At 54.6% G+C, this 18054-nt stretch carries 18 protein-coding genes; 4 read left to right on the top strand and 14 right to left on the bottom strand.

The window, feature by feature from the left end:
- Nucleotides 1–5: 5 nt before the first annotated feature.
- From EDC90_RS08185 to hemN, 7 genes are all read right to left on the bottom strand, one after another.
- Nucleotides 6–968 carry a lipid A biosynthesis lauroyl acyltransferase gene (locus tag EDC90_RS08185; RefSeq protein WP_132310380.1) on the bottom strand — a complete coding sequence of 321 codons (963 nt, stop codon included), beginning with the start codon at nucleotides 966–968 and terminating at the stop codon, nucleotides 6–8.
- Nucleotides 965–2002 (bottom strand): zinc-binding dehydrogenase, encoded by a 1038-nt coding sequence (locus EDC90_RS08180; protein ID WP_132310378.1) that lies wholly within the window; start codon nucleotides 2000–2002, stop codon nucleotides 965–967. Before EDC90_RS08180 ends, EDC90_RS08185 begins: the two co-directional genes overlap by 4 nt.
- Before the next feature lie 188 nt (nucleotides 2003–2190).
- Nucleotides 2191–3471, bottom strand: a complete 1281-nt coding sequence (locus tag EDC90_RS08175; RefSeq protein ID WP_132310376.1) for a beta-ketoacyl-ACP synthase — start codon at nucleotides 3469–3471, stop codon at nucleotides 2191–2193.
- Nucleotides 3472–3484: 13 nt separating this feature from the next.
- Nucleotides 3485–4690, bottom strand: a complete 1206-nt coding sequence (locus EDC90_RS08170; protein WP_132310374.1) for a beta-ketoacyl-ACP synthase — start codon at nucleotides 4688–4690, stop codon at nucleotides 3485–3487.
- Nucleotide 4691: 1 nt separating this feature from the next.
- Nucleotides 4692–5180 carry a 3-hydroxyacyl-ACP dehydratase FabZ family protein gene (locus EDC90_RS08165; protein WP_132310372.1) on the bottom strand — a complete coding sequence of 163 codons (489 nt, stop codon included), beginning with the start codon at nucleotides 5178–5180 and terminating at the stop codon, nucleotides 4692–4694.
- A 103-nt stretch (nucleotides 5181–5283) separates the two neighbouring features.
- Nucleotides 5284–5565, bottom strand: a complete 282-nt coding sequence (locus tag EDC90_RS08160) for an acyl carrier protein (protein ID WP_165972781.1) — start codon at nucleotides 5563–5565, stop codon at nucleotides 5284–5286.
- Nucleotides 5566–5674: 109 nt separating this feature from the next.
- Complete coding sequence (gene hemN / locus EDC90_RS08155) at nucleotides 5675–7027, bottom strand: oxygen-independent coproporphyrinogen III oxidase (RefSeq protein WP_245510990.1); 1353 nt, start codon at nucleotides 7025–7027, stop codon at nucleotides 5675–5677.
- A 179-nt stretch (nucleotides 7028–7206) separates the two neighbouring features.
- On the opposite strand from hemN, the gene EDC90_RS08150 reads away from it, so the two are divergent.
- Nucleotides 7207–7935 carry a Crp/Fnr family transcriptional regulator gene (locus EDC90_RS08150; protein WP_132310368.1) on the top strand — a complete coding sequence of 243 codons (729 nt, stop codon included), beginning with the start codon at nucleotides 7207–7209 and terminating at the stop codon, nucleotides 7933–7935.
- A gap of 129 nt (nucleotides 7936–8064) precedes the next feature.
- On the opposite strand, the gene nikR is transcribed toward EDC90_RS08150, so the two are convergent.
- Complete coding sequence (gene nikR / locus EDC90_RS08145; protein WP_132310366.1) at nucleotides 8065–8481, bottom strand: nickel-responsive transcriptional regulator NikR; 417 nt, start codon at nucleotides 8479–8481, stop codon at nucleotides 8065–8067.
- Nucleotides 8482–8868: 387 nt separating this feature from the next.
- Between nikR and lexA the strand changes: the two genes are divergently transcribed.
- A complete protein-coding gene (gene lexA, locus EDC90_RS08140; RefSeq protein ID WP_132310364.1) occupies nucleotides 8869–9576 on the top strand; it encodes a transcriptional repressor LexA in 708 nt (235 codons plus the stop codon).
- On the opposite strand, the gene EDC90_RS08135 is transcribed toward lexA, so the two are convergent.
- Nucleotides 9573–11786, bottom strand: a complete 2214-nt coding sequence (locus EDC90_RS08135) for a ComEC/Rec2 family competence protein (protein WP_245510989.1) — start codon at nucleotides 11784–11786, stop codon at nucleotides 9573–9575. The two genes, lexA and EDC90_RS08135, sit on opposite strands and share 4 nt — an antisense overlap.
- Before the next feature lie 35 nt (nucleotides 11787–11821).
- On the bottom strand, nucleotides 11822–12091 hold the full coding sequence (locus EDC90_RS08130) for a hypothetical protein (RefSeq protein WP_132310360.1): 270 nt from the start codon (nucleotides 12089–12091) through the stop codon (nucleotides 11822–11824).
- A gap of 254 nt (nucleotides 12092–12345) precedes the next feature.
- On the opposite strand from EDC90_RS08130, the gene gltA reads away from it, so the two are divergent.
- Nucleotides 12346–13632 (top strand): citrate synthase, encoded by a 1287-nt coding sequence (gene gltA, locus EDC90_RS08125; protein WP_132310358.1) that lies wholly within the window; start codon nucleotides 12346–12348, stop codon nucleotides 13630–13632.
- 93 nt (nucleotides 13633–13725) lie between these two features.
- Here gltA and EDC90_RS08120 read toward each other — a convergent pair whose 3' ends face one another.
- Nucleotides 13726–14178, bottom strand: coding sequence for a L,D-transpeptidase (locus EDC90_RS08120; RefSeq protein ID WP_132310356.1), 453 nt, complete (start codon nucleotides 14176–14178; stop codon nucleotides 13726–13728).
- A 150-nt stretch (nucleotides 14179–14328) separates the two neighbouring features.
- Entirely contained in the window at nucleotides 14329–15279 is a 951-nt protein-coding gene (locus EDC90_RS08115; protein ID WP_132310354.1) for a nucleoside hydrolase, read from the bottom strand.
- 144 nt (nucleotides 15280–15423) lie between these two features.
- Here EDC90_RS08115 and EDC90_RS08110 point away from each other — a divergent pair, with 144 nt between their 5' ends.
- Nucleotides 15424–16209, top strand: a complete 786-nt coding sequence (locus tag EDC90_RS08110) for a TSUP family transporter (RefSeq protein ID WP_132310352.1) — start codon at nucleotides 15424–15426, stop codon at nucleotides 16207–16209.
- Between the two features lie 3 nt (nucleotides 16210–16212).
- Here the strand turns inward: EDC90_RS08110 and cobU are convergent, their stop codons facing one another.
- Nucleotides 16213–16740 carry a bifunctional adenosylcobinamide kinase/adenosylcobinamide-phosphate guanylyltransferase gene (gene cobU, locus EDC90_RS08105; protein ID WP_132310350.1) on the bottom strand — a complete coding sequence of 176 codons (528 nt, stop codon included), beginning with the start codon at nucleotides 16738–16740 and terminating at the stop codon, nucleotides 16213–16215.
- A gap of 256 nt (nucleotides 16741–16996) precedes the next feature.
- On the bottom strand, nucleotides 16997–17998 hold the full coding sequence (locus tag EDC90_RS08100) for a glycine betaine ABC transporter substrate-binding protein (RefSeq protein WP_132310348.1): 1002 nt from the start codon (nucleotides 17996–17998) through the stop codon (nucleotides 16997–16999).
- Nucleotides 17999–18054 lie beyond the last annotated feature (56 nt).

The raw sequence follows: 18054 nt of genomic DNA, 5'->3' as shown, positions 1-18054 counted from the left end.
TGAGCTTATTGCCCGGACTGTTTGCTTTTCATGCGCTCGCCGACGGTTTTCCGTCGGCTCCAGCGATCATGATACCAAAGCCACTGTTCGGGATATTCGCGAACCCAGCTTTCCACCTTGTCGTTCAACATCTGCGCCGTAGCGTTGACATCGACAGCACCGCTTTCATTTCGCGGAATCTCGACTTCCCGCTCAAGCACGAGCCTGAAGCGGTTATCCGGAAGCCGGATACAGCGCGCCGGAAAGATGGCGCAATCGAACTGGCGGGCAAGCTTGGCGAGCAGAGGGTTGGTTCTGACCTCCTGGCCGAAGAATTGCGTCGGCATCCCGCGCCTGAACTTCTGGTCGACCAGAACGCCCACGCCCTGCCCCTGTTCCAGCGCATGCGCGAGTGCAAAGGCCGAACCGGCGTGAGAGGGTACGAGCTTGCCCATACGTTTACGCCGGAAGCGAAACACCTTGTCCGCGATGTAAGGATTATTCGGCGGGCGAAACAGGACGCTGACATAAAGGCCGAATGATGCCGCAGCGACGGGAAGAAGCTCAAAGTTGGCAGTGTGTGCCGTAAACACAATAAAGGGCCGGTCAAGCGCCAGAAGTTCCTTGAACCGTTCAACACCTTCAACCTCAATACGTCCCGTATCCGGGTTTTCGGGGTCAAAATCGAACAGCTTGTCAAGAAAGACATATTCTGCAGCCAGCCGGCCGATATGACCCCAGCTGGCAATTGCAATCCGCTCAATCTCCGCCTCATCCTTTTCAGGATAAGCTTCACGCAAATTCTTGAGAATAAGCTTGTGGCGCCCGATTTTCGGCCCCAACCATCGCATTGCGCGATCGGCAAACCGAATGGATCCATCCGCCGGAAACAGCTTTAAAACCGAGAGCAGCGCGAAGATAAGCTGAGCGGCAGACCATTGCTGGAACTGCCGCGCTTTCAGTACAATGCGAGTAATAAGTGATTTCACAGATCGGGATCCACTTTCAGAAGGATCTTTCCGAATACCTGACGGGTTTCCATCCGGGAAAGCGCGGTATCGATCCCATCGAAATCCACAATCGTATCGATGACAGGATGAACGATACCCTGCGCCATCTTCTGCATGGCATCAGCCATGTTTTCCATTCGGCAACCGAAGGAGCCAAAGAACTTCAACTGCTGCTGAAACAACATCATGAGGTTAACGTTCGTAGAAACGCCAGACGTCGACCCGCAGGTCACAAGACGCCCGCCACGCTTCATGGAAAGCATGGAACCGGCCCAGGTTTCTGCGCCAACATGCTCAAACACAACGTCTACGCCCTTTTTCTTGGTAATCTTGCGCACCCTGCCCTCAAAACGGTCTTCGCGGTAGTTGATGACATGATCAGCGCCCAGAGCACGGGCTTTTTCCATTTTCTCGTCAGAGCCCACAGTTGTGATCACCATGCAGCCCATCTTCTTCGCCAGCTGGATGGCAGCCGAACCAATGCCTGAGCCACCGGCATGAACCAGAATCGTCTCGCCCGGCTGCAGCTTCGCGTTATCAAAAAGCATATGCTCAACAGTTCCGAATGTGACAGGCGCAAGAGCGGCACCAATGGCATCCACGCCGGGCGGCGCAACCACAAGCTGGCGCGCCGGAATATTAATGCGATCCTGCGCAAAACCATCAAGATGGAAACCATGTACACCGGAGACGTGTTCACACAGATTGTCCCGGCCTTCACGACAGGCCTTGCAGTGTCCGCAGACACGCGCACCATAGATCGAGACAAGCTGACCGGGCAGAACATTTGATACGCCGGGTCCAATCGCCTCAACGACGCCGGACGCTTCTGCACCAACAGTCAGCGGCAATTTGCGCTTGGCGAAAGCCATACCGCGCCAGCCCCAAACGTCGATATGATTGAGCGCAACAGCCTGAATCCGAAGCGTTACTTCGCCGGGTGCGGGCGCATCCGGTCCGTCGACCTCGCGAACCTCAATCTTTCGGTCATCTGTAAGCTGCAATGCACGCATTAGAAAATCCTCATCAGAAGCCCCGCAATCGCCAGGGACTGGCTGCACATCGGGGTCACCATGCACGGACCGGACAACACCGGACCTTTGCGGGTTTGAATAGACGGGGGATGCACGCATGGTCAATAGCGAAGCAGCGGCTCAACGCCGCTGCCCTCACCCATCTGAGATTAAATCAGGATCGGTATTCAGCCAGCCTCACGGGTCATCACCAGGCAGGCATTCTGGCCACCAAAGCCAAATGAACTGGAAAGAACTGAGGAAACAGCCTTTTCCCGTTTTGTATTTGGTACGACATCCAGTGTGATGGCAGGATCGGGGTTAACGTGATTGATCGTCGGCGGCAGCACACCCGCCTGCATTGTCTGAAGCGAGAAGACCGCCTCAACAGCACCGGCAGCCGTCAGCGTATGACCGATCATCGACTTATTGGAGGATAATGGAATAGACGGCAGAACATCTTCAAAGACGGCGTTCAGCGCCGCATACTCCATCTTGTCATTTTCCGGCGTCGAGGTGCCATGGGCATTGATGTAATCAATGCCGTCCGTTCCAAGGCCCGCATCTTCCAGCGCGGCGCGGATCGTTGCAATTGCGGGCCCGCCATCGGGAGATGAGCGCGTGCGATGGAAGTGGTCTGCCTTCTCGCCGCAGCCCTTCATGATGCCATATACCTTTGCGCCACGCGCTACGGCGGATTCCAGAGATTCCAGAATCAAAGTCGCAGCGCCTTCAGCGATGACAAAACCGTCACGGTCCTTGCTGAAGGGTTTTGAGGCCTTTTCCGGCGGATCATTCTGCGTGGAAAGTGCTGAAAGCAGCGAGAAACGAACAAGCGCTTCGGCGCCAACAGAACCATCGGTTGCGACTGTCATCGCCCGATCGGTGCGCCCCTGACGGATCGCCTCGACACCGAGCTGGATGGCGGTGGCACCGGAGGCACAGGCCGTCGACAGCGTTACCGGCAAGCCACGTGTACCAAATTTGTCAGCGATACGTTCGGAAATCGAACCAAACTGAACCGCCTCATAGAACTCAGCATCGGCCTGCTCACGCATTGCCGCAAGAAAACGAACATAGGCATCGTTTTCTTCCACCGGCGGTCCCGCCCGCTCAGCAAGGTCAAAACGCATTGACCATTCCGGCTCGACCGGCGGGGCGGCCAGAAACAGCGGCGCGTCAAAATCGCCAGATAGCCCGGCATGCGTCAAAGCTTCTTCAATCGTCGCCTCCGCAAACGCATAGGAACGTGCCACCGGATTGGGATCAGACGGAATAAAGTCAACCGTGCCGGCAATGCGGGTCGAGAGGTTATCGGTCGGAAAGCGGGTAACCGTGTGAATACCTGAAACACCGCTTGTGAGCTTGTTCCAGTTGTCTTCCAGACCGCGACCCAAAGAGGTCACCACGCCCATGCCGGTCACAGCAACAAGCGGACGTCCAAGATGATCCTTGTAGGCATTACTCATCCTGAAACCCTTTCTATTCGTCAGCAGACAGCACGGCAACACCCTCGCCACGCTGTAGCCCGACAGTTGTTACGGCTGCATGTTTCGCCGGCGTATCCATCGGCGCTTCGGATGGTCCGTTAAATGGTGGAGGCGCTTTGCGCTTGTCCAGCGACAGAGCGGCAAGCGCAATGCCCAGCGGGAAATTAGCCTCAACCGCATGTCCCGTCACGCCGGTGTAACCACGCAATGCCGCCCCCGGATAGGTCTTCTTCAGGAAAGCAGCCTCACGGCTTGTAATATCCGATGTCCCGGTTGCCCCTGAGAAAATCAGATCACCGGCATTCCCGGAAAAACCGGCATCACTGAACAAACGTTCGAAACGTGCTTCAAACTTACCAGCATCGCGTTTGCCGCGATCACCCTCGACACCGTCAAGAACAGCGTAAATATGCGCGCCGCGCGCTTCTGCAAATGCGCGAGATTCAAGCACCAGAAAAGTACCAGCCGTGCCAAGCACCATGCCGCCGTCATCTTCTGCAGGCCGGTCCCACAAAGGTTTCCACTCATCGCGTGTCAGGGCATGAATGGCTTCAAACATCAGCAGGATATCACGTCGCTCTGCGACAAAAGCCCCGCCCACAAGCATGTGAGTCGATTGCCCGGCCAGAACGCGGGCATAAGCCGTGGCCATCGCGGAAATGCCCGCGCCCTCCTCGCCCATAAAGGTTCTGGACGATCCGGTGACCTTGTGAACAATCGAGATATTGCCTGCAACCAGATTAGCAAGCTGCGCCAGAAAAAGCGTCGGTCTGAGTTCGGTCGTAAGCTTTTCATTCAGAAGCACTTCGCGGTCACTACGCTTAAGACCTTCGTTGACGATCATGGTGTCAACGGCGATATCGCGTTCACCGCCGCCTGCCGCCACAATCATGTCCATCGTGCTGCAATACGCTTCGTCGCCCTTGACCCCGGCATCGTCCAGCGCGAGACCAGCCGTGTATACGCCAAGCCTTTGCCAGTTTTCCATCTGCCGTTGGTCACCACGGCGCGGAATCTGGTCTTTCCAGTCGATCTCGGGTAGCGGGTGAACGGGGTAAGGAGCGCAGGTCTCCCGATCGACAGTGACTTCCGGCGCATTGTCTGCACCCAGCATGGCAACATGCGGTGCCTGACCGACACCAAGGCTGGTCACCAGTCCGATACCGGTTAATACGACATCATTGGCGGATTTCGTCATCTCAAGAACTTTCTGCGGCTTGACTGCGTTCGATGGCGGCAAACAGCCCCACATCCTCAGCACGTTTTTTCACCAGCGGCGCGAGCGCGTTATCATCGAAAGATACAGTCCTGAACTTCAGCTGCGCATCCGCAACAGGCTTTCCGGCGACGCGTATTTTAGCCTTGGTCACCGCGAAACCGGATCCTTCATGCTCGAGTTTCGCCTCGATCTCCAGCTCCGCTCCGGGCTCAACAAAGGTTCGCATCTTAGCGCTGTCGACCATCATCAGAAAGGGCATGGCCGAGCAATCGTTGACACCAAGAAGCAGCATACCGGAGGTCTGCGCCATGGTTTCAATCAGCAACACACCGGGAACCAGAGGCATACCGGGAAAATGACCTTCGAAAACCGGGCTTTCGGATGGCACCGTCGAACGGGCAACGATCGTACCGTTCGAAATATCCGCCGATTCGACGCGGTCCACCATCTGGAAATATTCCAACAACATATGCTCTGAGCGCCCTTCCCACGGAAAACCAGTCTAAAACGGGCAAAAGCCGCTCTGCTTTTGCAGATCGGCCTTATACTACGCCCGAAAATTCGCGTACAGATCAGGCCTCTTTGGCCGCACGCAGTGCGTCGATCTTGGCACAGAGGTTCTTCAGGATGAAGTATTCCTCGGCGTCGACCTTGCCTTCGTTAACGTCCTGCGTCCACTGCTCGAGCGGAATCTTGATTCCGAACTCTTTATCAATGGCGAATACGATATCGAGAAAATCAAGGCTGTCGATGCCAAGATCGTCGATGGTGTTGCTCTCCGGCGTAATCTGGTCGCGGTCGATTTCGCTTGTTTCCGCGATGATATCGGCAACTTTATCAAATGTAGCGCTCACGCCTATACCTCTTCATCTGTCAAATATGCCCTTCTCATAGGCAAAGAATATAAAAATGCCAATGGCTGCAACACTGTCGGCGGTGTTTTTTCGACAACATGCTCCATTTTCATACCGCCTGAGAATGGCGGCCCTGTCCGTTGCCTAGATAGGTATCAAAAACTGCAGCAACAGAGCGCGCAAAAGCAAAGGCCTCATTTTTCAAACGAAAACCGAATGTATCAAACTGGCAAATGTCCGGATTTTCGGCTGCAAAGGCGCGCGCCTCGGCAATCACTCCATCCGCATCACTTCCAAATCGGGCGCGCAGTTCACACGCTGAAAAACTATAAGAACACATGATGCGCTCAATCACAAAACCGCGCACCTGATCTTCCAGCGTCAGAGCGATTCCCCGGACAACAGCCAGCTTTCCGTTTTCCACTGTTCGCAGATATTCCCCTGTGGCTGGCATATTCTGCCAATAGCCCTGCGGCAGTTGACTGATGGACGAAGCGCCAAGACCGATCAGCCCATCGGCCGTATCATCGGTATAGCCCTGAAAGTTCCTGTGAAGCCTTCCGGCCTTATGCGCCAGCGAAAGTGTATCCTCTTCCAGCGCGAAGTGATCGATACCGATTGCCCTGTAACCAGCACGACAGAGTATTTCACCGGCCATCACCATTTGCTGATACCTCGCCTCAGCATCCGGCAAGGCCGCTTCAGGAATGAGTGTCTGATGCTTTTTCATCCACGGCACATGCGCATATCCAAAAAGCGCAATCCGATCCGGCTTCAGCGAAATAATCTGCTCCACGGTTTGTGCCAGCGTTGCCTCGGTCTGATAAGGCAGCCCGTAAAGCAGATCGCAATTGACCGAATGAACACCAAGCGCGCGCATCGCATCAATCACAGACCTGGTCTGTTCAAAACTTTGCAGCCGGTTAATCGTCTTTTGAACCCGTTCATCAAAATCCTGAACCCCAAGACTGACCCTGGTCACCCCGATTTCGGCAAGCGCTTTATAGCGCCTCTCTTCCAGATCGTTCGGGTCCATCTCGACACTGATTTCTGCGTCTTCGGCAAAATCGAAGCCGCAACGAAGCCAGGACATCAGCGCCCGCATATCATCCGGCTTCAGCATCGTAGGCGATCCACCGCCCCAGTGAACGGCACTGACACGAACACCCGCCGGAATCATCGCGGCAACACTTTCAATTTCCTGCCTCAATCCTTGTAGATAACGGGCGATGGGCTCATATTTAAGCGTATGCTTGGTGTGACAGGCACAAAACCAGCAAAGCCGGTCGCAATAAGGTATATGGACATAGAGTGACAGCTTCTGACCATCTGACAGCGATCCGATCCAGCGACTGGCGTCTTCTCCGGTAACACCGGCGTGAAAATGCGGGGCCGTCGGATAGCTGGTGTAACGCGGAACAGGACGTGCAAATCTGTTCAGCAACGGCTGCATTGACGTCATGACAATCTCCTTCCGACGTTGTGGTCAGACCTGCGATAGCGCTTTGGACGTCTTGCGGCTTTGACTTTAATCAATTATTGCAGTGCAATGACTATGGCCAACGCTGGAAACACTTGCATGTCGCGGAAGGGCTGTTTACTGGAATGACCGCAAACGACAAAGGACTGAGCAGGTCCACGATGGATAGAAAATTACAGGGACTTCCGGACGAGGATCCAATGCCGAAGGTATGCCGCGCATGTGAGGCACGGCACGGCGGCATCTGCTCTGTTCTGACAGGTTCCCAACTTGCCGAACTGAACAAACACTCCAACCGCAAGTCGATCGACGGTGGAACGGAGCTTGTTGGGCAGGGCGAAAACATTGGCACTTATTCGAATATCGTTCGTGGTGTGGTCAAACTCTCGAAGATGATGGCTGACGGCCGCCAGCAGATTGTCGGCCTTCAATTCGCACCTGATTTTCTCGGTCGCCCTTTTTCCCATGAAAGCTCTCTCACGGCTGAAGCCGCAACCAATACCGAAGTATGTGCATTTCCGAGAGCGGTTCTGGAACGCATGATCGCCGACACGCCGGAGCTAGAGCACCGTCTTTACGATCAGTCTTTGAAGGAACTGGACGAAGCACGCGACTGGATGCTGACGCTGGGGCGAAAGACCGCGCGTGAAAAAGTCGCCTCTTTCCTGCATCTGATCGCCACCCATGTCGATCCTGATGCTGGTGATGGCTGTGAATTCGAGCTTCCGCTTTCCCGTGCTGATATTGCAGACTTCCTCGGCCTCACGATTGAAACCGTAAGCCGTCAGATGACCAAGCTCAGGAAAGACAAGATCATCCTGGTTGAGAACAATCGCCATGTGATTGTACCGGATATCGAGAATCTGAATGAAGCGGCCGGCAACGATTAACGTCTTAGCTTCAGTTACCTCCAGCAATACTCTGATTTTAAATGGCTTTGCCCAAACTCGCAGACTGATTTCAAGGCGACGCAGACCTGCTCGCCCGTCCTTCATGACACAGGACCACTCGCTCAGCTGTCATCCGTCGCTCTGATCGCTCCACGGGATAAGAACGAGCTTTCCGTGCATAACATGGCGCTCGGTCGTTACATGATCGGCCAGATGCTTCACGTCTCCGGACGGTCCGCGCAGAATGCTCACCTCAAGACATCGTTCGTGATCAAGGTGGACATGGGTGCTGACCAGAGAAAGGTCGTGATCATGGTGGAACGTATTTGTCAGCCGCCGTGCCAGATCTCTGGCCTTGTGGTCATAGACATAGCTCAAAACGCCGATACTGTCTTCTGCCTCTCCGCCTTCAACAGCCACCTGCTGAAGGCCGGCACGCGCCAGATCGCGCATCGCCTCTGAACGGTTCTGGTAACCACGCTCGCTGACGGCCCGGTCGATCTGCTCCATCAGGTCGTCATCAAGTGTCACTGTAACGCGCTGCATATCCGCTCCTCTAAAGCCTGAAAACCGATATCCACAATGATGGACATCTCCAGCGCACGCAAACCGAAAAACGAAATATGCTCAACACGATCTGCGATACATTCTATAGCGCCGTGCATCTATTCAGATGCACAAAGAACGCTCAAACCTATTTCATCTACGCATCGTGCTTTCCGAAAATCGATTCCGATTTTCGAGCCGATGCTGTAGCAAAGCCCGGCCATCGCCGATCGCCAGAATTCCCGGTTTGAAACACCAGCCGGTTCGGCAAGTAGCATTCCAGGTCAGTGGCGAACCTCTCAGGCTGCGTGGAAAACAGACTTGCGGAACAAGTTAAGAACAGATATCTTCGTTCTGTATTTGTTTCCAGGATTCGGGGCTGCCACGATGCTGACGCGCAAACAACAGGAACTGCTGTTTTATATTCATGAACGGATGAAGGAAACGGGTGTGCCGCCCTCATTCGATGAGATGAAAGAGGCGCTGGATCTGGCTTCAAAGTCCGGTATTCACAGGCTCATTACGGCTTTGGAAGAACGAGGCTTCATTCGTCGCCTTCCAAACCGGGCACGGGCGCTGGAAATCCTGCGAATGCCGGAAAGCTACGTCAGCCAGCAACCACCGCCGCGCGGTTTTTCTCCAAGCGTGATCGAAGGCAGTCTTGGCAAAAAGGCAACTCCGGAAGCGCCTGTCGCAGAATCGGATTCCTCCACTGCGCATGTGCCCGTGATGGGACGCATCGCAGCCGGCGTTCCGATCTCAGCCATACAGGAAAACACACACTCCATGTCCGTGCCTGCGGAAATGCTTGGGAGTGGTGAGCACTATGCACTTGAGGTCCAGGGTGATTCGATGATCGATGCAGGTATCTTTGATGGAGATACTGTCATCATCCGCAACATTAACACCGCTGCGCCAGGGGACATCGTCGTTGCGCTCGTCAACGATGAGGAAGCCACGCTGAAGCGCTTCCGCCGCAAGGGTGCTTCCATTGCACTGGAAGCAGCAAACCCGGCCTATGAAACGCGCATTTTCTCATCCGATCAGGTTAAAGTTCAGGGCAAGCTCGTTGGCCTGATCCGCCGGTATCATTAGACACAGATTTTCTTGGGCAGCATGATGGGCTTTTCAAAGCGCTGTTTACGCCAGTCATAGAGCCTGTGTCGATTCCATGGGCGTCTCAGCGTCTGGAGAGACGGTGTTAACGTGATCGTTGCGCAGCCCGAGGGCTGCTTGCCACCTGTTTCATGTTCACCTGTTAGATCATCAGCGCGTGTGGCTGTCCTTAGCAAGCCCGTGGAATGTTCCGGTTCCAGAACAAGCGTTCCGGTTTGTCGTCTCATTGCGGGCGTTACCAGAAATGCCCCCGAGCGGCATTTTTGAAAGCCGGGACGGTAGCGACTGATAATGATGTTTGCCTGATCACAGGCTTTGCCTGTGAGTGCCGGAATATTCATCTGAACAATGGTCATGTGATCTGCAGGCAGCGTTGCCACGCACCATAAGTTGTCTTTCTGACAGTAAAATCGTCCTGGTTCCTCCTTCGAAGCAGAGATGGTTTTTGCGAGCATGTCTTCAGCCTGACTGACCTGATCGGGCTCAAGAGGCTTGAAACGCTGATCGGTTCTTATCGGCGCAACCTCAGGGTCAGGCGCTCTCATCACTTTCGGTGCTATTGTCTGCCTGATGGTCAATGCGGATATCCACTGGTCATAAATGAAAGCTGCAGGCCGCTTTTCGCTCACGAAGGCATCTTCTGCCTTCAGGATCGCAACAAGGCCGCCCTCCTCCGAGATAAGGAGCCGCGGATTCGTTGTTGCAGCCGATTGAGAAAGCAGGAGCCACAGAGAGGCTGCAATCGGAAACATCCCCAAAAGGCGAAGCCGCGTTTTTAGCAGAACCAGCGGCATAAAGCCCATGATAAATAACGGTAAAAACCATTCCGGCATCTGACCGGTGTCTATCGCACCTCCAAGACTATCGACCCAGAACGCCACCTTAAGCACCTGTTGAAGCCCCTCTCCCATAATCGCCAGAAAAGGCGTGTGCAGGTTGAGCGGCATCAGCAGCATTGCGGCAAGCCCGGCAGGCATGACAATGAAGGTGACAATTGGCATGGCAAGCAGATTGCCGAGAAGGCCATACCCTGCCATTCGATGAAAATGGTCCATCGCAAATGGTGCGGTTGCCAAACCACCAATCAGCGAAGTCAGAGCCACACCACCGATTGCCGCGACGATCAGCCGCGCTCCGCGCATTCTTGCAGTCAGAGGTTGTTCCGATCGGCTTTGGCGCGATTGCCAGACACCATATCCTGCAATCAGTGCAAGTGTCGCCGCAAATGACATTTGCATGCCCGGCCCGGCCGCTTCGGAGGGCGAAAACGACAGGATGATGAATGCCGCAACCGCGACGTTTCTCAGGCTGATGGCGGGCCGGTTCAACATGGCCGCGACCAACATAATAGCCAGCATCAGAAAAGCACGCTGCGCTGAAACCTGCATTCCGGAGATCAAAAGATAGAGAAAGGCGGTGCTGAGTGCAGTCGCCGCGGCCACCTTTTTCGTGGCGAACCCCTCCGACAACCCAGCCGACATGGCCATGAGAAAACGCAGCGCGGCAAAAAAAATGCCAGCGGCCAAAGCCATGTGCAGTCCGGAGATGGCGATTACGTGCGCCAGCCCCGCATTGCGCAGCGCTGCCAGTGTTCCGTCAGAAAGCCCGCGCCTCTGGCCTGTGATGATGGCATTCGCAAAAGCCCCCGTTTCACCGGACAGAACAGCCCGGATACGGGTTGCAATGGCGTCGCGTAGGCGCTCGACTGCAAGCTCCCCTCTGCGCAACAGGCCGATCTCCGGGCGTTGTCCTGCCGGTGCGTTCGTCTCCAGAATATCCGGTGCACCGTAGAAAAAGCCAACCGCCCCGATACCGTCAAAATAGGATAGAAGACCAAAGTCAACGAGCCCCGGTAATGCCGGCGCGGAGGGAGGAGAAAGACGTGCAAGGCCGCTGACCCCGGCTCCAATCGGTGCAGGGCTTTTGTTACCACGTGCGACGAGCGTTACTCTTTCGGGAGGTCTTCTTATGGTGGGGTCGTGCGTTTGCTGAACCGAGACGACATACCGCCAGCCACTGTCAGTCTTCTCCCGGCTTTCGACATAACCGGTGACATGCGTGGTAACGGCAGAGTCCAGCATGACTGTGCCGCGTCGCAATGTCTCGACCTGCGTCAGAAAAGCGCCGGTCAGCATCATTGCGAGAATACCCGCAATCATGAATGCCACGCGACCCTTATGCCTTAGCAACCAGGCCGCCAGGATTGCCAGGGCGGTATAAATTGTCAGCCCCCAGGCTGCAGGGGGCGTTGCAACCAGATGACGGCGCCGGCGGCGACGAAAAGCGGTGCGAACAGAAATATTCGTCCGTAGGATATTTCTTCATCAATCAGCTGCTGCAAATTGTCGCGGAAAGATGACGCACCAGCACCGCCAGAAGCCTGAGCGCCGACGGACTCTCCTTTGCGCTTTCTGACACGAAAGCGTCGCAGGGCAGAAACCTTTGCCGGGCCGGAATCAAGACCGGCAGCGTTCAAGTCCTTTCCATCGGACATCGCAACAACACCAGAATACAACTTTTGGTATCGTGAAACGATTAAATGTCAATTGCAACCGTGCTGTTTCTGACAATGAACAGAATTTGCTTTTCACGCACCTAAAAAACTTGCTAAACGCAGATATCCACGATCAACGTCAGTTCAGGCCAGCCACAGTTGCGGCTTGGCATTGGCGAGCCGATCTTATACCTAGTTGTTAAATTTCATCGATACTGATCAAGCGTCCAGCGCGTGAAGATTTGGAGGATAGCATGACTGAAACAGGAAAACTCAAGCTCGACGACAAGGATCTTGAGCTGAAGATCGAAGAAGGAACCTTCGGTCCCAAAGTCCTCGATATTGCCTCGCTGTACAAAGAATCCGGAATGTTCACTTACGATCCCGGTTTCACGTCCACTGCTTCGTGCAAATCGAAAATTACCTATATTGACGGCGATGCCGGCATTTTGTTGCACCGCGGCTATCCCATTGATGAACTCGCAGACAATGCCGACTTCCTGGAAGTCTGCTACCTGCTGCTTTTCGGTGAACTTCCCACCGCAACGCAGAAGGAAGATTTTGACTTCCGCGTAACCCATCACACGATGATCCATGAACAGCTGACGCGCCTGTTCACAGGCTTCCGTCGCGATGCTCATCCTATGGCCATCATCTGCGGCGCAGTTGGCGCGATGTCGGCATTTTACCACGACTCAATCGACATCACGGATCCCCATAAGCGCGAAATCGCCAGCGTTCGCATGATCGCAAAAATCCCGACCATTGCGGCGATGGCTTACAAATATCACGTCGGTGAGCCCTTTGTGTATCCGCGCAATGATCTCGGTTATGCAGCAAACTTCCTGCATATGTGCTTCGCCACACCTTGCGAAGAATACAAGGTGAACCCGATCCTTTCCCGCGCGCTGGATCGTATCTTCATTCTTCACGCTGACCATGAGCAGAATGCGTCCACTTCGACGGTCCGCCTTGCCGGTTCATCGGGTGCAAACCCGTTTGCCTGCATCGCAGCCGGCATTGCCTGCCTCTGGGGCCCGGCACATGGTGGTGCGAACGAAGCAGCGCTTAACATGCTGGAAGAAATCGGCTCGGTCGATCGCATTCCGGAATACATTGCCCGTGCGAAAGACCGTGATGATCCTTTCCGTCTGATGGGCTTTGGCCACCGCGTTTACAAAAACTACGATCCGCGTGCCAAAATCATGCAGAAGACCTGCCACGAAGTGCTCGGCGAGCTTGGCATCAAGGATGATCCGCTGCTCGACGTTGCTATGGAACTGGAAAAGATTGCGCTTACGGACGAGTATTTCATCGAGAAGAAGCTCTACCCGAATATCGACTTCTATTCCGGCATCACGCTGAAAGCGCTGGGCTTCCCCACCTCGATGTTCACTGTTCTTTTCGCTCTTGCCCGCACCGTCGGCTGGATCGCGCAGTGGAACGAGATGATCGAAGACCCGGAACAGCGCATTGGCCGTCCACGCCAGCTTTATACGGGCGCCGACAAGCGCGACTTCGTGCCGGTTTCAGAGCGCTAAAGAAAACGACAGCAATATCGAAAAGGCCGGTCCTTGCTGGGATCGGCCTTTTTTTAATCGCACAGCGACGATGGCGTTTGAGTGAAAAACGGCCTATTCGCCGATCACAACTGTGGTGTTCTCAAGCCCTATACGACGCGCGAGCTCAAAAAGAATGGCTGCATTTTCTGGGTCCAGACGCACGCAGCCATGTGATGCAGGGGTGCCCAGACGGGAGACCTGATCGGTCCCGTGAACGGCATAACCGTGATAGAAGAAGATCGCAAAAGGCATTGGCGCGTTATTGTATTTTTTTGACCGGTGATGCTTCGAAAGCCATTCGGCCCCGTAAATTCCCTCAGGCGTGGCGTATCGCCCTGCACCAGTCGACACAGGCCATTGATATCGTTCATGCCCGTCAACAATCACCTTCATCGTCTGATCGGAGAGGCTGACCGCAGCGACCACCTGCCCCGGTGCAAAAATATCATCGCCTGACTTTCGCGCGGCTTGAGCGACCGAAACTGATATCAGGAAAGCAAAAACTGCAATAATCAAATGACGCATGATGTCCCCCTTAACGTCACTGCGTTTTTGATACTTTAGCCTCAGCTTTTATACATTCAACACGTCAAGGCTGTTAAGGTAAACAAATACAAGAAAAGCGCGACCTCAGGGAAGACCGCGCTTTTTGCAAATCATCAAAGGTCAGCGTTTTCAGGGCACCAGCGTCTTGGCGACCAGATCAACGACCTTGACCGGCTCAATGGTCATTGCAACCTGCTGATCCGGCTTGTCATCCCATGGGCTCGGCGGGAAAAATTGCTGTGACGGCTTTTGAATTGTCTGACCGTCTGCGATGCCACCACACACAACGCGAACCGAGCCGGGACGTAAACCGAACAGCTCCGGAGCAACGACATAAACACAGGCGCAGGAATCATGCACCACCATGCCATCTTCAACCTGCTGGCTGTAGAAATCGATGTAGGGGTCTGAAATCTTTGCAAGAAGTTCCAGATGCGGGCCACCACGTGCGGCCAGATCATGCATCTGCGTGCGGGTCATCACCGTCTGAATGGTGACATCGAGACCGACAATTACCACCTTCCACGGCGCAGTGAAGACAGCATCGGCTGCTTCCGGATCTCCGTGAATATTGGCCTCGGCCGCTGGTGTGACATTGCCGTTCTTTTCAAATGAACCGCCCATCACGACAACCTGTTTGACCATGCCGATGATTTCTGGGTCATGCGCAATCGCAAGTGCCAGATTGGTCATGCGACCAACAGCCACAATCTCGACTTCGCCCGGATTGGCACGAACCGTGTCGATGATGAACTGGAAGGCCGGGCGGGGATCCAGCGGCACATCATCAATGGTTTCCGGCATATCGATATCGCCGAGACCATTCACACCGTGAACAACCACCGGCCAGGGGGCCATCGGGCGTGCGGCATCATAGGTAACGTCTCCGCCTTTAGCGACCGGCGCCTTGATGTTCCACTCACGCTTTAAGAAAAGCGCATTGCGGGTCGTGGTTTCAATCGATGCATTGCCGAAAACGGTCGTAATGCCAAGCAGGTCGATTTCAGGGTGGCGCTCGAGAAACAGCAATGCCATTGCATCATCAATGCCGGGGTCTGTGTCAAAAATTACCTTGTGCATACGATCAATTCCTGATTTCTGAAATCCGAATACCGGCCTTAACTGCCGCCTACCAAACGGCCTACACGATCTTCTGCCAAAAGCAAACGGCCTGATGGCGCCAAACCTGATCAAACCTTCGCCGCCACCGGGGAGTGACACCATTTGTTCGAAGCCAGTCTGACTGTCCTTGTTCTGCTCTTCTTAGCCGCTTTGATCGCAGGCTTTATCGATTCTATCGCTGGAGGCGGCGGCCTGATCACCATTCCAGCCATGCTGATTGCCGGCGTTCCTCCGCTTCAGGCGCTTGGAACAAACAAGTTTCAGGGCATATTCGGCGTTGCTTCGGCAACGATTTCCTATGCGCGGGGTGGGCGCGTCGACCCGAGAACACAATGGCCCATGGCGCTAATGGCCTTTGCCGGTGGCGCACTTGGCGCAGGCGTAGCGACAATTATGCCGGGTGATGCATTGCGCATTGTGCTGCCGTTTCTGCTGGCTTCGATCGGTCTTTATTTCGCGTTCAAAAGCGGTCTGGATGACAGTGACCGGCACCAGCGAATGTCACGCCTGATGTTTACGGCTGCAATTGTGCCCGCGATTGGCTTTTACGACGGTCTGTTCGGTCCGGGAACGGGTTCATTCTACATGCTGGGCTTTGTGACGCTCGGAGGTTTTGGACTTTTGAAAGCAACCGCCCATACAAAGCTTCTCAACCTTTCAGCCAATACCGGTGCTTTCGTGATCTTTCTGCTCGGTGGCGTGATTTTATGGAAGGTTGGCATTGCCATGGGGCTTGGTCAGTTTCTGGGCGCGCAGGCTGGTTCGCGTCTAGCCATGAGAAACGGGGCCCGGATTATTCGACCGTTACTGGCCGTTTCCAGCCTTGCCATGGCCATCAAGGTGTTCTTCGACCCGGCAAACCCGGTTTACATGTGGCTGATGGGGTAAACCTCAGCCTTTCAAAACCATTGGCAGCCCCGCAGCCATAAAAACAACGGAGGATGCTGCCGCAGCGACCTTCTGATTCAGAATTCCTGCTTCATCACGAAAGCGGCGGGCCAGAGCGTTTTCAGGGACAATTCCAAGCCCCACTTCGTTGGAAACGATAAACAGCGGTTGCTTCGATCCCAGGATAAAATCTGCAAGTCGATCCCCTTCCCGCCCGACATCACAATCCGCCAGTATGAGGTTGGTCAGCCAAAGTGTCAGGCAATCAACCAGAACAATCGCTTCACGATCCGCATCCAGATTGTAAAGACAGCCGACCAGATCACGCGGAACTTCATGCGTGGTCCAGAGATTGCCGCGCTCAAGCTTATGACGGCCGATGCGTTCTGCCATTTCCGCGTCATGCGCCTCAGCAGTCGCAACATAATTCAGGTTTCCGCGACGCGACCGGGCACGGTTTTCTGCATAGCGTGATTTGCCTGAACGCACGCCTCCAAGAACAAGAGAGCAATCATTGGAACTGGCAGCCACGATACTCAAACCATAAGAGTTTCAGGGAGGAATAAGAGCGCCGGAACAGCGGGATACAAGACAAAAGTGGACGATTCGTAGAAACAAGAGGCGTCCACCGGCTGATTGCTCATATGCGATAAGCCGCTCTTAAAGGGGCAGATTATCAGCCCTTACAGACCGCGCTATCCGGCACTCATGTCACCATCTTATAACTCTTTCCAAAGGCACTGGCAAATCTTGATCACGGCTGAAAAAGTTTTCCTTTCATGCAGGTTCAAAGTGTTCGTTCAACCTTGTCGGCTGCAAAAGCCGGAAGCCATGCATGCCAGACATTCGGAAATTCCTTGAGAAAATAGCGGGCAGCCTCGGCGTTGGTTGCATTGTTTTCCTGCTGCCACGCCAATACGGTGCTGACAGTCTTATTATCCCAGGTTCTGACACCGAGATACCCCATGAGATCAGGATGACCTTCTTCGAGTGCGTCTGTAACCAGCGTGTAGACCGCTGAGACCGGATAGGCATTGGGCTTGGGATCGGAACAGTCCGGTTGAACCGTGCAGCGATCCCATTCCGTTTTGTCAAACTCGACGCCAAATGACAGCTTGACCATGTCATAGTCACCCAAAAGGGCCGTTGGTGCCCAATAGTAACCAAGCCAGCCTTGCTGCTTTTCAAAAGCATCGACGATGGATTGCTTCAGTGCGGCACTTGAAGACGGATCGATAAGACGGAAACCAGCATCTTCCGCCGAAAAAGCCCTGAACAGGTTCTCGGTCGCGTCCCGGCAGACCCAGCCGTCGGGACAGCTGAAAATCGCCCCGACCGTCGCATCAGCGGGCGACGGGAAAAGCTCCGGATGGGCAAGCGCCGCTTCAACGGTTGTGATTTCGGGATTTTGGTCAACCAGATATTTGGGCACCCACCAGCCCTGAACCCCGCCTTCGCGCAGCAATGGGGCCGCGAAAGAGACCTTCCCCGCAGCAACGGCGTCCTGCAGTGCAGGTGTTGTGCTCTCGAACCAGAACTCCGGAATGATATCCGGACGGCCGGCTGATGTTATCGTGTCAATCGCCGATACGGTGTCACCGGAGAGCAGGTCGACTGTACAGCCATATCCTTCTTCCAGGATAATCCGATCAACCCAGGCAGCAATCCCCGCCGAGGGCCAGTTCAGCTCAGCAATTGAGATTTCACCACACGGTTCCGCAGCAACTGCAAAAGAGGCGGATGAAATCAGTGCACCTGCGATCGCCGCCGCCGTAATTGTCACTTTCATGAGCTGAACACCTCCTCGCTTCCATACTCTGCATAAAACCACGTCAGGCGTCAGTT

Source organism: Martelella mediterranea (genome assembly GCF_004342225.1).
Classification (GTDB): domain Bacteria; phylum Pseudomonadota; class Alphaproteobacteria; order Rhizobiales; family Rhizobiaceae; genus Martelella; species Martelella mediterranea_B.
Note: the sequence above shows the minus strand (reverse complement) of the source record. Positions and strands in the feature narration are given on the sequence as shown.

What these genes read in the sequence shown, in the direction of transcription:
- EDC90_RS08180 (WP_132310378.1), bottom strand. Translation starts at nt 2,002, where the DNA reads ATGCGTGCATTGCAGCTTACAGATGACCGAAAGATTGAGGTTCGCGAG.
- EDC90_RS08175 (WP_132310376.1), bottom strand. Translation starts at nt 3,471, where the DNA reads ATGAGTAATGCCTACAAGGATCATCTTGGACGTCCGCTTGTTGCTGTG.
- EDC90_RS08170 (WP_132310374.1), bottom strand. Translation starts at nt 4,690, where the DNA reads ATGACGAAATCCGCCAATGATGTCGTATTAACCGGTATCGGACTGGTG.
- EDC90_RS08165 (WP_132310372.1), bottom strand. Translation starts at nt 5,180, where the DNA reads ATGTTGTTGGAATATTTCCAGATGGTGGACCGCGTCGAATCGGCGGAT.
- hemN (WP_245510990.1), bottom strand. Translation starts at nt 7,027, where the DNA reads ATGACGTCAATGCAGCCGTTGCTGAACAGATTTGCACGTCCTGTTCCG.
- EDC90_RS08150 (WP_132310368.1), top strand. Translation starts at nt 7,207, where the DNA reads ATGGATAGAAAATTACAGGGACTTCCGGACGAGGATCCAATGCCGAAG.
- nikR (WP_132310366.1), bottom strand. Translation starts at nt 8,481, where the DNA reads ATGCAGCGCGTTACAGTGACACTTGATGACGACCTGATGGAGCAGATC.
- lexA (WP_132310364.1), top strand. Translation starts at nt 8,869, where the DNA reads ATGCTGACGCGCAAACAACAGGAACTGCTGTTTTATATTCATGAACGG.
- EDC90_RS08130 (WP_132310360.1), bottom strand. Translation starts at nt 12,091, where the DNA reads ATGTCCGATGGAAAGGACTTGAACGCTGCCGGTCTTGATTCCGGCCCG.
- gltA (WP_132310358.1), top strand. Translation starts at nt 12,346, where the DNA reads ATGACTGAAACAGGAAAACTCAAGCTCGACGACAAGGATCTTGAGCTG.
- EDC90_RS08120 (WP_132310356.1), bottom strand. Translation starts at nt 14,178, where the DNA reads ATGCGTCATTTGATTATTGCAGTTTTTGCTTTCCTGATATCAGTTTCG.
- EDC90_RS08115 (WP_132310354.1), bottom strand. Translation starts at nt 15,279, where the DNA reads ATGCACAAGGTAATTTTTGACACAGACCCCGGCATTGATGATGCAATG.
- EDC90_RS08100 (WP_132310348.1), bottom strand. Translation starts at nt 17,998, where the DNA reads ATGAAAGTGACAATTACGGCGGCGGCGATCGCAGGTGCACTGATTTCA.